The following is a 13,905-nucleotide window of genomic DNA, read 5'->3' as shown; positions in this document are numbered from 1 at the left end:
ATGCCGATGGAGACCTTGCGGATCCCCTGCACGGCGTCGATCAGCAGGACGTTGCTGATGACGACGTCACAGGTCTCGCGGACGGCCGCCGCCTTGAGGTGGAGGCCGTCGCGGGCGGTCTTGCCGAAGCCGGCCAGGAACTCCTCGCCGGGCTTCTGGGAGTCGGCCTCGACCCGGACGACCAGCCCGGAGTCGCCGAGGACCACCCGGTCGCCGGCCCGGGGGCCGTGCACGGAGGCGTACTCGTAGGGATCCATCAGTGGTCCTCCTCTTCGGACGCGGTTCCCAGGTAGCCGCAGGCCGCCGCGCGCCGCAGGGCCTCCTCCTTCGCGCCGGGCGCGTCCAGCGGCCCGTCGACGAGGCCGGCGAAGCCGATCGCCACACGGGCGCCGCCGATGGGGACGAGCCCGACCTCGGCGGAGCCTCCCGGGTCGAAGCGGAAGGAGGCGCCGGCGGGGATGGCGAGCCGCATGCCGTAGGCGGCGGCGCGGTCGAAGTCGAGGCGCGGGTTGGCCTCGAAGAAGTGGAAGTGCGAGGTCACGCTGACCGGGACCGTCGCCGTGTTCCGTACGGCGACGGTGCGCGCGGGCACCTGCTCCGGGTGGCCGGGCCCGGGCAGCAGCGCGCCGGGCGCGCCGGCGCCGAGCGAGCCCCCGCCGATCGGGTCGGTGACGACGGCGAGCCGGGAGCCGTCGTCGAAGACGGCCTCGACGTGGACCTCGGTCACCACGTCGGCGACGCCGGGCAGCACGTCGTCGGGGCCGAGGACGGAGCGGGCCGCCGCGATGGCCTCGGCGAGTCGCTTGCCGTCGCGGGCCGCCTCGCAGACGGTGTCCGCGACGAGGGCGGTCGCCTCGGGGACGTTGAGCCGCAGTCCGCGGGCCCGGCGGGCCCTGGCGAGCTCGGCGGCGCCGAAGAGCAGCAGCCGGTCGCGCTCCGTGGGGGTCAGTCGCACGTCATGCACCTCCTGTTTGAGCAACACTCTAAATGCTGAGACCGACCGTTCCAAGGATTGACGTCCCCTCCAGGGTCAGGTCACATTGAGCGTCACTCAAAAATGTCCCCTTCCGCTTCCCCGGAGGTCCCATGGCGACGATCGAACAACACGGAGTCGACACCATCCCCGAGGCCGAACGCACCAGCGGACCCCGCGACCTCGTCGCGATCCTGCTCGGCTCCAACCTCTGCCTGGGCGTGATCGTCTTCGGCTGGCTGCCCGTCTCCTTCGGCCTCGGCCTGTGGGGCTCGGTCACCTCCGTGATCGCCGGCACGCTCGCCGGCGTCGCCGTCACCGCCCCGCTGGCGCTGGTCTCCCTGCGCACCGCCACCAACCTCTCCACCTCCTCCGGCGCCTTCTTCGGCGTCCGCGGCCGGCTCGTCGGCTCGGTGGTGGGGCTGCTGCTCTCGCTCGGCTACACCGCCCTGACCCTGTGGATCGGCGGCGACGTCGTGGTGGGCACGCTCGCCCGGCTCACCGGAGCGTCCACCGGGGACGGGACGCACGCCGTCGTCTACGCCCTGCTCGCGGCCTGCACGGCGGTGGGCGCCGTGTACGGCTACCGGCTGCTGCTCCGCCTCAGCAAGGCGCTCGCCGTCGGCATGACCGTCCTGCTCGCGCTCGGCCTCGTCGCGTACGCCGGCGACTTCACCACCGCGCCCCCGCCGGACACCCCGTACCTCCTCGGCGGCTTCTGGCCGACCTGGCTGCTCTCGGCGGTCGCCGCGGGCCTCAGCGGCCCGGTCGCCTTCATCACCCTGCTCGGCGACTACACCCGCTACGTCTCACCCGCCCGGCACAGCGCCCGGACGGTCCGGCGGGCCACCTGGCTGGGCCTCCTCGTCGGCCTGCTGGTGCCGCAGCTCTTCGGCACGTACACGGCGCTCGCCGCCCGCGCGGGCCTGGAGTACGCCGGGCCGCTGGTCGCCGTCTCCCCCGCCTGGTACCTCGTCCCGCTGCTGCTCGCCGCCACCGCCGGCTCCGTCGGCAACGCCGGCCTGATGCTCTACTCGATGGGCCTCGACCTGGACGCGATCCTGCCCCGGGCCACCCGGGCGCGGGCCACCCTCGTGGTGGCCGCCGTCGCCACCGGCTTCGTCTTCCTCGGGCACTTCGCCTCGGACGCCCAGTCGGCGATGACCTCCTTCGTGCTGCTCCTGACGGCGATCGGCACCCCGTGGGCGGTGATCACCCTCATCGGGCACGCGCGCTGCCGCGGGCAGTACGACCCCGAGGCGCTCCAGGTCTACAACCGGCGCTCGCGCGGCGGGATCTACTGGTACGCGGCGGGCTGGCACCCGCGCGCCACCGTCTCCTGGGCGCTCGGCGCGGCGGCCGGTCTGGCCGCCGTCTCCACCCCGCTGTACGAGGGCCCGCTCCTGGCCCTGACCGGCGGGGTCGACTGCAGCTTCGTGCTGTCGGGGCTCACCGGCGGGCTGCTGTACGCGGCCCTGACCCGGGGCCCGGAACGGGAGACGCCCGGGACGGAGACCGTCCCGGGCGTCCTGGCCGACAGGAGCTAGCGCGTCACTTGCCCAGCTCGTGGACCCAGCCGTGGGTGTCCTCGGCCTTGCCGGTCTGGATCGCGAGCAGGGCCTCGCGCAGCTTCATGGTGACCTCGCCGGGCTCGCCGCCCGACTGCTGCCACTCGCCGCGGGCGGACTTGACCGTGCCGACGGGCGTGATGACGGCGGCGGTGCCGCAGGCGAAGACCTCGGTGAGGGTGCCGTTCGCGGCGTCCTCCCGCCACTGGTCGATGGAGACCCGGGCCTCCTCCGCCTCGTAGCCGAGGTCGCGGGCGACCTGGAGGAGGGAGTCACGGGTGATGCCGGCGAGCAGCGAGCCGGTGAGGGTGGGGGTGACGATCTTGTTCCCGTACACGAAGTACAGGTTCATGCCGCCCAGTTCCTCGACCCACTTGTGCTCGACGGCGTCGAGGTAGCAGACCTGGTCGCAGCCCTTGGCCGCCGCCTCGGCCTGCGCGAGCAGGGAGGCCGCGTAGTTGCCGCCGGTCTTGGCGTCGCCCACGCCGCCGGGGACGGCGCGGACGCGGTCCTCGGAGGCCCAGATGGAGACCGGCTTGACGCCGCCCGGGAAGTACGGGCCGGCCGGGGAGGCGATGACGATGAAGAGGTACTCGTTGGCCGGGCGGACGCCCAGGCCGACCTCGGTCGCGATCATGAACGGGCGGAGGTAGAGCGAGTCCTCGCCGCCGTGCGCGGGGACCCACGCCTCGTCCTGGCGGACCAGGGCGTCGCACGCCTCGATGAAGGTCTCGACCGGAAGCTCCGGCATGCCGAGGCGGTGCGCGGAGCGCTGGAAGCGGCGGGCGTTGGCGTCGGGGCGGAAGGAGGCGACCGAGCCGTCGGGGCGGCGGTAGGCCTTCAGGCCCTCGAAGATCTCCTGGGCGTAGTGGAGGACGTTGGTCGCCGGGTCGAGGGAGAGCGGGCCGTACGGCACGAGCTGGCCGTCGTGCCAGCCGCGGCCCTCGGTCCAGCGGACGGTGACCATGTGGTCGGTGAAGTGGCGGCCGAATCCCGGGTTGGCCAGGATCGCCTCGCGCTCCGCGTCGGACAGCGGGCTGGAGGAGGGCTTGAGCTCGATCGTCGTCATGGGTGCTTGTCCTTCACCGGTTGTGTGTGTCGGACCGCGCCCACGCCCGCTCGGCATGACTGCTAGGACGTCCGAGCTTTCCCGCATGATGCGGCCCACGTCCGATTATCGCGCGTGGATACCCGGGTACGAAACGGGTGAGGCGGTCCGAGGTTCGTTGAGGGCACCCCGCGACCGCACAGAAACAGCCGCCGGGTGCGTGGGTGACCCGGCGGCTGCTGAGTGGTGTCAGTGGCGCGCGGGTCAGCTCGCTACTCGCGCGGCGAGCGCGTCGCCGATCTCGTCCGTCGTGCGGACGGAGGCGCCCCGCTCGGTGAGGTCGGCCTCGACGGCGGTCTCGACCCGGGCGGCCTCGGCCTCGTAGCCGAGGTGGCGCAGCAGGAGGGCGACGGAGAGGACGGTGGCCGTGGGGTCGGCCTTGCCCTGACCCGCGATGTCCGGCGCGGAGCCGTGGACCGGCTCGAACATGGACGGGAAGTCGCGGCTCGGGTTGATGTTGCCCGAGGCGGCGACGCCGATGCCGCCGGAGACGGCCGCGGCGAGGTCGGTGATGATGTCGCCGAAGAGGTTGTCGGTGACGATGACGTCGAAGCGGGCCGGGTCGGTGACGAGGAAGATCGTCGCGGCGTCGACGTGCAGGTAGTCGGTGGTGACCTCGGGGAACTCCCCGGCGACCCGGTTGAAGATGTCCGTCCAGAGGTGGCCGGCGAAGGTCAGCACGTTGTTCTTGTGGACCAGCGTCAGCTTCTTGCGCGGGCGGGCCTGGGCGCGGGCGAAGGCGTCCCGGACCACGCGCTCGACACCGAAGGCGGTGTTGACCGAGACCTCGGTGGCGACCTCGTGCTCGGTGCCCTTGCGGATGGTGCCGCCGTTGCCCGTGTACGGGCCCTCGGTGCCCTCGCGGACCACGACGAAGTCGATCGCGGGCTGGCCGGCGAGCGGGGTCGCGACGCCGGGGAGCAGCTTCGAGGGGCGCAGGTTCACGTGGTGGTCGAAGGCGAAGCGCAGCTTCAGGAGGAAGCCCCGCTCCAGGACGCCGGACGGGACCGAGGGGTCGCCGATCGCGCCGAGCAGGATGGCGTCGTGCTTCTTGAGGGAGTCCAGGTCGGCGTCGGTGAGGGTCTCACCGGTGGCGTGGTAGCGCCGGGCGCCGAAGTCGTACTCCTCGGTCTCCAGCTTCACGTCCTGGGGAAGCGCGGCCGCGAGGACCTTGAGGCCCTGGGCCACGACCTCCTGGCCGATGCCGTCGCCGGGAATGACTGCGAGATTGATGCTGTGAGACATGGCGGCACCCTACTCTTCGTCCCATCGTCTGACACGCTTCGTCCACCATGTGGACGAACGGACAGGCGTCGGGCTGGTCAGTGACCGGTGGATCCGCCGTTGTCGCGGCGGTCGAGGGCGCGCTGGAGGGCTGCGGCGGCGTTCTGCCGGGCCTCGTCGCTGGGACGGGCGGCGGAGTGGCGGACGCGGGGGGAGGTCTGAGTGGCCATGAGGGATCGACTCCTTGAGATCAGTGGTGATCCGGATGTGCGGAGATCAGTGATGATCGAAGGCGCCGGAAGGGGCGGGGAGCGTCGCCGCAGGGGTTGCCTGCGCGGGGCGTCGCGCTCTCGACCGCCATTCGCTGATGAAGCGAGACGTTCGGCTTCTACAAAGCTAGGCCAGGGACCCGCATCTGTCTCCACAATTACTCGGACTTCCTACTATCTGAGACGGCCCGTTTCACTCGGTCACCGCACGGATCACCGGCCCCGCGGGCGCGGTGGCTCAGATCACGTCGCCGTCACGCCAGTCGAAGACGAGGGGGGCGCCCGGGTCCGGGAGGGTGAGACCGCCGGCCGGGCGGACGAGGAGCGCGCCCTCCTCGTCCGGGAGGCGCACCGTCCCGTCCGGCCCCAGCGCCTCGATCCGCCCGCCCCACACCTGCCAGCCGCGCGCCCGGTAGAGCGCCGCGCCCTCGTCGGAGGCGGAGAGCGCGCCGAAGCGGTGGGTGCCGTCGATGACCCGCTCCAGGGCCTCCATGACCGCGCCGCCGAGCCCCCGCCGCCGCGCGTCGGCCCGGACGGCGACGCCCTCCACGTACCCGACCCGGTACGAGCCGCCGCGGTGCAGCACCCGGCGCTGGACGACGGCCCCGTGGGCGACGAGCCCCGCCGCGTCCTCGATCCAGGCGTGGACCCCGCCGAGGGTGTGGTCCCAGTCCTCCGCGGAGAAGTCGCCGTCGAAGGCGGCGTCGAGCAGGGCCCGGACGGCCGTCAGCCGCTCCGCGCCGAGGGAGTGGGTGGGCGCGAGGTTCACGGTCATGCCGCCACCCTGCCACCGGCTCCTCCGGGGCCGCACATGAGTACCGCCCCCGACCCCGGTCTGGGGGGACCGGGGAGGGGGGCGGTGATCAGGGGCCGCTCACGCGGCGGGCGGGCCTCAGCCCATGTGCGGGTAGCCGTACTCGGTCGGCGGGACCAGCGTCTCCTTGATGGCGCGGGTCAGCGTCCAGCGCATCAGGTTCTGCGGGGCGCCGGCCTTGTCGTTCGTGCCCGAGGCGCGGCCGCCGCCGAAGGGCTGCTGGCCGACGACGGCGCCGGTCGACTTGTCGTTGATGTAGAAGTTGCCCGCGGCGAAGCGGAGCTTCTCCATCGTGTACGCGGCGGCCGCGCGGTCGCCGGAGATGACCGAGCCGGTGAGGGCGTAGTCCGAGACCGACTCCATCTGGGTCAGCATCTCGTCGTACTTCTCGGCGGAGCTGTCGTCGTACACGTGGATCGCGAGGATCGGGCCGAAGTACTCGGCCTTGAAGACCTCGTTCTCCGGGTCGGAGCACTCGATGACGGTCGGGCGGACGAAGTAGCCCACCGAGTCGTCGTAGCTGCCGCCGGCGACGATCGTGCAGCTCGGGTCGGCCGCGGCACGGTCGATCGCGGCCTTGTTCTTGGCGAACGAACGCTCGTCGATGACGGCGCCGATGAAGTTCGACAGGTCGGTGACGTCACCCATGGTGATGCCGTCGACCTCCGCCGCGAACTCCTCCTTGAAGCCGTCGTTCCAGATGGACGCGGGGATGTACGCGCGCGAGGACGCGGAGCACTTCTGGCCCTGGAACTCGAAGGAGCCGCGGGTCAGCGCGGTCTTCAGGATCGCGCGGTCGGCGCTGGGGTGGGCGACGACGAAGTCCTTGCCGCCGGTCTCGCCGACGATCCGCGGGTACGAGCGGTACTTCTCGATGTTGTTGCCGACCGTCTTCCACAGGTGCTGGAAGGTCTTGGTCGAGCCGGTGAAGTGGATGCCGGCCAGGTCGCGGTGGTTCAGGGCCACCTCGGAGACGGCGATGCCGTCGCCGGTCACCAGGTTGATGACGCCCTTGGGCAGGCCGGCCTCCTCCAGGAGCTCCATGAGGAGCACGGCGGAGTGGGTCTGCGTCGGGGACGGCTTCCAGACCACCACGTTGCCCATGAGGGCGGGGGCGGTGGGCAGGTTGCCCGCGATGGCCGTGAAGTTGAACGGCGTGATCGCGTAGACGAAGCCCTCCAGCGGGCGGTGGTCCAGACGGTTCCACACACCCGGGGAGTTGGCCGGCGGCTGCTCGGCCAGGATCTGGCGGGCGTACGCCACGTTGAAGCGCCAGAAGTCGACGAGCTCGCACGGGGTGTCGATCTCGGCCTGCTGGGCGGTCTTCGACTGGCCGAGCATGGTGGACGCGGCCAGCGTCTCGCGCCACGGGCCGGCGAGCAGCTCGGCGGCGCGCAGGATGATCGCGGCGCGGTCGTCGAAGGCCATCGCGCGCCAGGCCGGGGCCGCGGCCAGGGCCGCGTCGATGGCGGCCTGGGCGTCCTGCTCGGTGGCGCCGCGGAAGGTGCCGATGACGGCCGCGTGGTTGTGCGGCTGGACGACCTTGAACTCCTCGCCGCCGCCGAGACGCTTCACGCCGCCGATGGTCATCGGCAGCTCGCGCGGGTTCTCGGCCAGCTCCTTGAGCTTGGTCTCCAGACGGGAGCGCTCGGGGGAACCGGGGGCGTAGCCGTGCACCGGCTCGTTGACGGGAGCGGGGACCTGGGTCACAGCGTCCATGAGTCTCGATACTCCTTGTGAGAGGTGGGCTCAGCCCTTGGTGAGGATGGAGCGGACGAAGAAGAGCAGGTTGGCCGGCTTCTCCGCGAGGCGGCGCATGAAGTAGCCGTACCAGTCGGTGCCGTAGGCCGTGTAGACGCGCATGCGGTGGCCCTCGGCGGCGAGCCGGTTCTGCTCCTCGGAGCGGATGCCGTACAGCATCTGGAACTCGTACTCGTCCAGCTTGCGGCCGGCACGGCGGGCCAGCTCCTGGCCGATGGAGATCAGGCGCGGGTCGTGCGAGCCGATCATCGGGTAGCCCTCGCCGTCCATCAGGATCTTCATGATCCGGACGTACGCCTTGTCGATCTCGGGCTTGTCCTGGATGGCGACCTCGGCGGGCTCCTTGTAGGCGCCCTTCACGATCCGCACGCGGGACCCGGCGGCGGCGAGGCGGCGGGCGTCCTCCTCGGTGCGGAAGAGGTAGGCCTGGATGACGCAGCCGGTCTGCGGGAAGTCCTTCCGCAGCTCCTCGTGGATGGCGAACATCGAGTCGAGGGTGGTGTGGTCCTCGGCGTCCAGGGTGACCGTGGTGCCGATCTCGGCGGCGGCCGCGACGACCGGGCGCACGTTGGAGAGGGCCAGCTCGTGGCCGTTCTCCAGGGACTGGCCGAACATCGACAGCTTGACGGACATCTCGGCGCGCTCGCCGAGGCCCAGCTCCTTGAGGCGGCCGATCAGCTCCAGGTAGGCGTCACGGGCGGCGTAGGACTGCTCGACGGTGGTGATGTCCTCACCGACGACGTCGAGGGTGACCTCCAGGCCGCGGGCGGCCAGGTCCTGGACGATCGGGACGACGTCGTCCACGCCCTCACCCGCGATGAAGCGCGCCACGACCTGCTTGGTCCCGGGCGCGGCCGACACGAAACGGCGCATCTTGTCGCTGCGCGACGCGGCGAGGATCACGGGACCCAGCACGGGGCACCTCCAAAGGGGCGAGGAAGAACAGGGCCATTACCGGACTCATGGGTACGAACCGGGAACAGCACGGAGAACCACCGTGAAACCTAAGGATCGCTCCGATCCTGCGCCATCTACAGCTGTCACGCATCCGTGAGCACACCCTCAGACATCTGTCTGAAGGCGGGGGTGGCGGGTGCGAGAATGGGCCCCGTGAAGGGCGATTACCAGGAGCTGGTGGACGAGATCTCGGCGCTGCTCGGCGCCCCGGCGACCCTGGAGAACCGGGACTTCGGGCTGATCGCCTTCGGCGCCCACGACAGCGACGACGACAGCGCCATGGACCCGGTGCGCACCCGCTCGATCCTGACCCGGCGCTCGACCCCGGCGGTCCGCGCCTGGTTCGAGGGCTTCGGCATCACCCGGGCCACCGGCCCCGTCCGCATCCCCGCCGCGCCGGACGCGGGCGTCTTCCGGGACCGGATCTGCCTCCCGGTACGCCATCGGGGTGTCGTCCTCGGCTACGTCTGGCTCCTGGACGCCGAGCCCGGCCCCTCGCACGAACGACTCACGGCCGCCATGGAGGTCGCCGCCAGGATCGGCGAGCTGCTCGCCGACGAGGAGCGGGCCGGCGCCGACCTCTCCCGCGAGCTGCGGGCCGTCCTCACGGCGGAGCGCGGCTGGCAGTACGACATGGCCGTCACCGCCCTCCGCACGGCCCTGGGCCCGGACGCGGACGGCCTCCACGCCCTCGTCTGCCTGGCCCCCTGGCCCGCCGAGGACACCCCCTCCCCCCGTACGGTCCCCGGCGCCGCCGCCCTCTGCACCCTCCCGTGGCAGGGCCCGGCCGGCCCCTACGCCACCGCCCCCGCCCGCGGCACCACCCCGGGCGGACCGGCCCACGGGGCCGAGCCGGCCTCCGGCACCGCGGCCCGGGGGGCCCGCCCGGCAGCCGGCGGCCCGGGCTCCGGACGCACCACGACGCCCGGTCACGCCCCGGCGGCCGACGGCCCGGCACCCGGCGCGGGGTACTCCCCCGGCCCCGGCCCGCAGCGGGCCCTGGCCGTGCTGGTACGGCTGCGGTCGGGCGACAACCTCTCCCCCGTGACCACCGCCGCGGGACGGCTGCGCGGGACGGCCGGGCCGACGGCGGTGGTCGGGATCGCCGCGCCCCGGCGGGGGCTCGGGGAGCTGGACCTCTGCTGGCGCGAGGCCTCGGCCGCCGCCCGCACCGCGCACGCCCAGCCCCGTTTCGGCCCGCTCGCCCACTGGTCGGAGCTCGGCGCGTACCGGCTGCTCACCGCCCTCCCGCCGGCCGAACCGGACCCGGCGGTACGGGCGCTGCTCGGCCCCTCGCACACGGAACTGGCCCGCACGGCCGAGGTGTTCCTCGACCACGCGGGCCAGGCGGGCCGCACGGCGGCGGCGCTGGGCATCCACCGGCAGACCCTCTACTACCGCCTCTCCCGGGTCGAACAGCTGACCGGGCTCGACCTGGACGCCGGCGAGGACCGCCTCCTGCTGCACATGGCGCTGAAGGCGGCCCGGCTCTGAGGGACCCGGCCGGTTCAGCCGGCCGGCACGGCGTCCCGCAGCTCCCACCACCGGGCGTCCCACCGCCAGCACCCCGCGGAGTCCCGCATGGCCCAGGTGTGCGTGAGCCGGCCCTCGTCGTCACCGAGGACGAGTTCGACGTGCCCGTTCCAGCGCGAGGTGCCGGTGAGCCTGGTGTAGGCGGCCGGCGGCGGCACGGGGAAGGGGCCGGAGTGCAGGCCGCCGGGCCGCAGGACGCAGCGGCCCCCCGCGAGGACGACCAGGGCCTCGTCGGGCAGCGGCACCACGGCGAGCACCGGACCGTCCTCGTCCGGCTCCCGCCGCCACCGGCCCGTGGCGGGCCCGGGGCTGCACCACACCGCGCCGGACCGGTCGACGGCGGCGAGACTGCCGCAGGCGACGCCCGGCCGCAGGGACACCAGTTCCCCGCGCGTGCCGGACACCGGCGTCCAGGGCGCCCACCCGTCGTCCCGCCGGTCCCGCTGCCAGCCGTGGCCGTCCCCGTCGACGGCGTACAGCCGGTGCGCGGTCCACGGCGCCCCGGTCGCGGCGATGTCCGTCAGCGGGGCCCCGCCGGGCGTCGGGACGGATTCCCACCCCGACCAGTCCTCGATCGGCTCGTAGGTCTCCGGGTCCACGGACAGCGCCCGCTGCCACAGCCGGCCGTCGCGGTCGAGGAGCCACAGGTGCTGCCGGTACGTCTCCGGGGCCCCGGCCGCCAGGGCGGCGGCGGGGCCGGGCGCGTCCATGCCGTGCCACTTGCTCCAGCCCGAGACGTTCCAGCCGTGGCACAGTCCGCGGGAGTCCGCCGCGAAGACCTCCAGGTGCGGGTCGCCGTAGGAGGCCGCCACGACCGCCGCGTACGGCAGCGGGCGGGTGCGCGGGAGCGGCACCGTCCCGGCCAGGTCCCGCAGCCGGCGCGCGGCCGCCCGCGCGGTGGGGCGGTCTGCGGGCTCGGCCGCCAGCAGCTCCCGCACCAGGTCGACCGCCCGCGGGTCCGTGCCGGAGGCCGTGAGCGCGTCCAGCAGCTCCCGGGCCAGCCGGGACGCCTCCTCGGCGCGCGGCTCGGCGACGTACGACGGCAGTCCGCCGAGCAGACACTGTCCGAGGACGACGCCCAGGGCCCACGCGTCGTCGGCCGGGCGCACCTCGCGCCGTCCCCCCGCGGGCGCCGCCAGCCGCTGCGGCGACATGTAGGACGGCGTCCCGCCCAGGTCGCGGGCGACGGTCTCCCGCAGGGCCGTGGCCACGTTGAAGTCCGCGATCTTCCACAGGCCGCGGCAGCGCACGATGTTGCCGGGCTTCAGGTCCGCGTGCACCAGGCCCCGGCCGTGCACGTGCTCCAGCGCCTCCGCCACGCCCGCGAGCGCCACGGCCGCGTCGTGGGAGGGCAGCGGCCCCACGGCGTCCAGGTGGTGGCCGAGCGAGCGGTCGCCCAGCTCCATCACCTGCACCAGGCAGCCGGCGAAGGGCCCTTCCGGGGCGATGAACGCGTCCACGTACGCCACCGCGTGCGGGCAGCCCATCAAGCGCTCCTGGACCCGGATCTCGTCCAGCGCCCGCCGGCGCTGCTCCGCGTCCCCCCGGGCGTGGTAGATCTTCACCGCCCGGTGCTCGACGTGGCCCTCCATCTCCGCCCGCACCCGCCGCGCCGGCAGCACCCGGGCGAAGTGCCCGCTGCCGAGCGGTGCGGTGTCGTCGACCAGCCACTCCCCCACCCGCGTCTCCGCCATTCCCGGAGTCTACGAGGGGCGTCCCGCCGACCGGGCCGGGTTCGCGGGATCGGGGGGCGCGCACGGGCCCCGCCGTCCGCGGCGACGGCGGGGCCCCTGGACAGCAGAGCACCCGGCCGCCGGACGGGGCCCCTCGCGGGGCGGTCGTCCGGGGACCGGGTGCGGGTCGGCCTCAGGGCCGGGTGGTGCGTCAGACCAGGTTGACCGAGCGGGCCGAGGTGGCGCCGATCTCCGTGGAGATCTCCGCGATGACGGCCGCCGGGACGGTGTCGTCGACGGTGAGCACGACCAGCGCCTCGCCGCCCTCCTCCGTACGGGAGACCTGCATGCCCGCGATGTTCAGACCGGCCTCGCCGAGGATCCGGCCGACGGTGCCGACGACGCCGGGACGGTCCTCGTAGCGCAGCACGACCATGTGGTCGGCGAGCGCGAGGTCCACGTCGTAGTCGCCGACGGCGACGATCTTCTGGAGGTGCTTGGGGCCGGCCAGGGTGCCGGAGACCGAGACCTCCTCACCGCTGGAGAGCGTGCCGCGCACGGTGACCATGTTGCGGTGGTCGGGCGACTCGGAGCTGGTGGTGAGGCGGACCTCGACACCGCGCTCCTGCGCGAAGAGCGGGGCGTTCACGTAGGACACGGTCTCGTCGACCACGTCCTCGAACACGCCCTTGAGCGCGGAGAGTTCGAGCACCTTGACGTCGTGCTGGGTGATCTCGCCGTACACCTCGACGTCGAGGCGGGCCGCGACCTCGCCCGCCAGGGCGGTGAAGATCCGGCCGAGCTTCTCGGCGAGCGGCAGGCCCGGCTTGACGTCCTCGGCGATGACGCCGCCCTGGACGTTGACCGCGTCCGGGACCAGCTCGCCGGCGAGCGCGAGGCGCACGGAGCGGGCGACGGCGATGCCGGCCTTCTCCTGGGCCTCGTCGGTGGAGGCGCCGAGGTGCGGGGTGCAGACGACCTGGTCGAGCTCGAAGAGCGGGGAGTCCGTGCAGGGCTCCTTGGCGTACACGTCGAGGCCGGCGCCGGCGACGCGGCCTTCCTTGAGGGCCGAGTACAGCGCGGCCTCGTCGACGATCCCGCCACGGGCGGCGTTGACGATGCGGACGCTCGGCTTGACCTTGTGCAGCGCCTCGTCACCGATGAGACCGAGGGTCTCGGGGGTCTTCGGCAGGTGGACGGTGATGAAGTCGGCGACCTCCAGGAGCTCGTCCAGGGCCAGCAGCTTCACCCCCATCTGGGCGGCGCGGGCCGGCTGTACGTAGGGGTCGTACGCGACGATCTTCATGCCGAAGGCGGACATCCGCTGGGCGACGAGGACGCCGATGCGGCCGAGGCCGACGACACCGAGGGTCTTCTCGCTGAGCTCGACGCCGGTGTACTTGTTCCGCTTCCACTCGCCGTTCTTCAGCGCCGTGTTGGCCTGCGGGATGTTGCGCGCGGTGGCGACCAGCAGACCGCAGGCGAGCTCGGCGGCGGTGACGATGTTGGAGGTCGGGGCGTTCACGACCATCACGCCCGCCTTGGTGGCGGCGGAGACGTCCACGTTGTCCAGACCGACACCGGCGCGGGCGACGACCCGCAGCTTCTTGGCGGCGGCGATGGCCTCCGCGTCGACCTTGGTGGCGGAGCGGATGAGGATGGCGTCGACGTCGGCGATCGCGGGGATCAGCTCGGCGCGGTCGGCGCCGTTGCAGTGCCGGATCTCGAAGTCCGGGCCCAGGGCGTCGACGGTGGCGGGCGACAGCTCTTCAGCGATGAGTACGACAGGTTTCGAGCTCACGTGAGTCCTCACAGAGGCAGTGCGGACGGCCGTCCCGACGGCCGCAGGCGGTGGAGGGGGCTTGCCGCGTGGAAGCGCACGACGCTGTGGGCCAGACGCGATGTTGTTGAGCAGTGTAGTGCCGCATCGGCGCACGTCGTACGCCTCGTTGGAAGGATCACCCGTCCGGGGTTGGACGGGCTGTCCAAGGAAGCGGCGCGGGGGGGGGCCGGGGGGGGGGGCGG

Annotated in this window: 11 protein-coding genes and 1 pseudogene; 2 read left to right on the top strand and 10 right to left on the bottom strand. The window is 73.1% G+C overall.

Annotated elements, in window-relative coordinates:
* Both ACFQ8C_RS34220 and ureA read right to left on the bottom strand, forming a co-directional pair.
* Positions 1 to 257 (bottom strand): annotated as a pseudogene (locus ACFQ8C_RS34220) (urease subunit alpha); the annotation flags it as partial.
* Positions 257 to 955, bottom strand: a complete 699-nt coding sequence (gene ureA, locus ACFQ8C_RS34215; RefSeq protein WP_383465406.1) for an urease subunit gamma — start codon at positions 953 to 955, stop codon at positions 257 to 259. The gene ureA and the pseudogene ACFQ8C_RS34220, both read right to left, overlap by 1 nt.
* A 131-nt stretch (positions 956 to 1,086) precedes the next feature.
* Here ureA and ACFQ8C_RS34210 point away from each other — a divergent pair, with 131 nt between their 5' ends.
* Positions 1,087 to 2,520, top strand: a complete 1,434-nt coding sequence (locus tag ACFQ8C_RS34210; RefSeq protein ID WP_383465404.1) for a cytosine permease — start codon at positions 1,087 to 1,089, stop codon at positions 2,518 to 2,520.
* A 4-nt stretch (positions 2,521 to 2,524) separates the two neighbouring features.
* Here the strand turns inward: ACFQ8C_RS34210 and ACFQ8C_RS34205 are convergent, their stop codons facing one another.
* The 6 genes from ACFQ8C_RS34205 to ACFQ8C_RS34180 form a co-directional block, all read right to left on the bottom strand.
* Positions 2,525 to 3,610 (bottom strand): branched-chain amino acid aminotransferase, encoded by a 1,086-nt coding sequence (locus tag ACFQ8C_RS34205; RefSeq protein ID WP_383465402.1) that lies wholly within the window; start codon positions 3,608 to 3,610, stop codon positions 2,525 to 2,527.
* Between the two features lie 243 nt (positions 3,611 to 3,853).
* Positions 3,854 to 4,894 (bottom strand): 3-isopropylmalate dehydrogenase, encoded by a 1,041-nt coding sequence (locus tag ACFQ8C_RS34200; protein WP_383465400.1) that lies wholly within the window; start codon positions 4,892 to 4,894, stop codon positions 3,854 to 3,856.
* A gap of 77 nt (positions 4,895 to 4,971) precedes the next feature.
* The gene (locus tag ACFQ8C_RS34195; protein WP_383465399.1) at positions 4,972 to 5,103 is read right to left on the bottom strand and encodes a hypothetical protein; all 132 of its coding nucleotides are present in this window, start codon (positions 5,101 to 5,103) and stop codon (positions 4,972 to 4,974) included.
* A 277-nt stretch (positions 5,104 to 5,380) separates the two neighbouring features.
* Complete coding sequence (locus ACFQ8C_RS34190) at positions 5,381 to 5,917, bottom strand: GNAT family N-acetyltransferase (RefSeq protein WP_383465397.1); 537 nt, start codon at positions 5,915 to 5,917, stop codon at positions 5,381 to 5,383.
* 117 nt (positions 5,918 to 6,034) lie between these two features.
* Positions 6,035 to 7,675: an L-glutamate gamma-semialdehyde dehydrogenase gene (gene pruA, locus ACFQ8C_RS34185; RefSeq protein WP_383465395.1), complete on the bottom strand. Its 1,641-nt coding sequence runs from the start codon at positions 7,673 to 7,675 to the stop codon at positions 6,035 to 6,037.
* A 30-nt stretch (positions 7,676 to 7,705) separates the two neighbouring features.
* Entirely contained in the window at positions 7,706 to 8,632 is a 927-nt protein-coding gene (locus ACFQ8C_RS34180) for a proline dehydrogenase family protein (protein ID WP_383465393.1), read from the bottom strand.
* Positions 8,633 to 8,827: 195 nt separating this feature from the next.
* Between ACFQ8C_RS34180 and ACFQ8C_RS34175 the strand changes: the two genes are divergently transcribed.
* A complete protein-coding gene (locus ACFQ8C_RS34175; protein ID WP_383465391.1) occupies positions 8,828 to 10,168 on the top strand; it encodes a helix-turn-helix domain-containing protein in 1,341 nt (446 codons plus the stop codon).
* A gap of 14 nt (positions 10,169 to 10,182) precedes the next feature.
* Here the strand turns inward: ACFQ8C_RS34175 and ACFQ8C_RS34170 are convergent, their stop codons facing one another.
* Together ACFQ8C_RS34170 and serA are read right to left on the bottom strand one after the other, a co-directional pair.
* Complete coding sequence (locus ACFQ8C_RS34170; protein WP_383465389.1) at positions 10,183 to 11,901, bottom strand: protein kinase; 1,719 nt, start codon at positions 11,899 to 11,901, stop codon at positions 10,183 to 10,185.
* A 190-nt stretch (positions 11,902 to 12,091) separates the two neighbouring features.
* The gene (gene serA / locus ACFQ8C_RS34165; RefSeq protein ID WP_383465387.1) at positions 12,092 to 13,681 is read right to left on the bottom strand and encodes a phosphoglycerate dehydrogenase; all 1,590 of its coding nucleotides are present in this window, start codon (positions 13,679 to 13,681) and stop codon (positions 12,092 to 12,094) included.
* Positions 13,682 to 13,905: the final 224 nt, after the last annotated feature.

The sequence above is a fragment of the Streptomyces sp. NPDC056503 genome (assembly GCF_042794995.1).
Lineage (GTDB): Bacteria > Actinomycetota > Actinomycetes > Streptomycetales > Streptomycetaceae > Streptomyces.
This window is presented reverse-complemented; position numbering and strand designations above follow the sequence as displayed.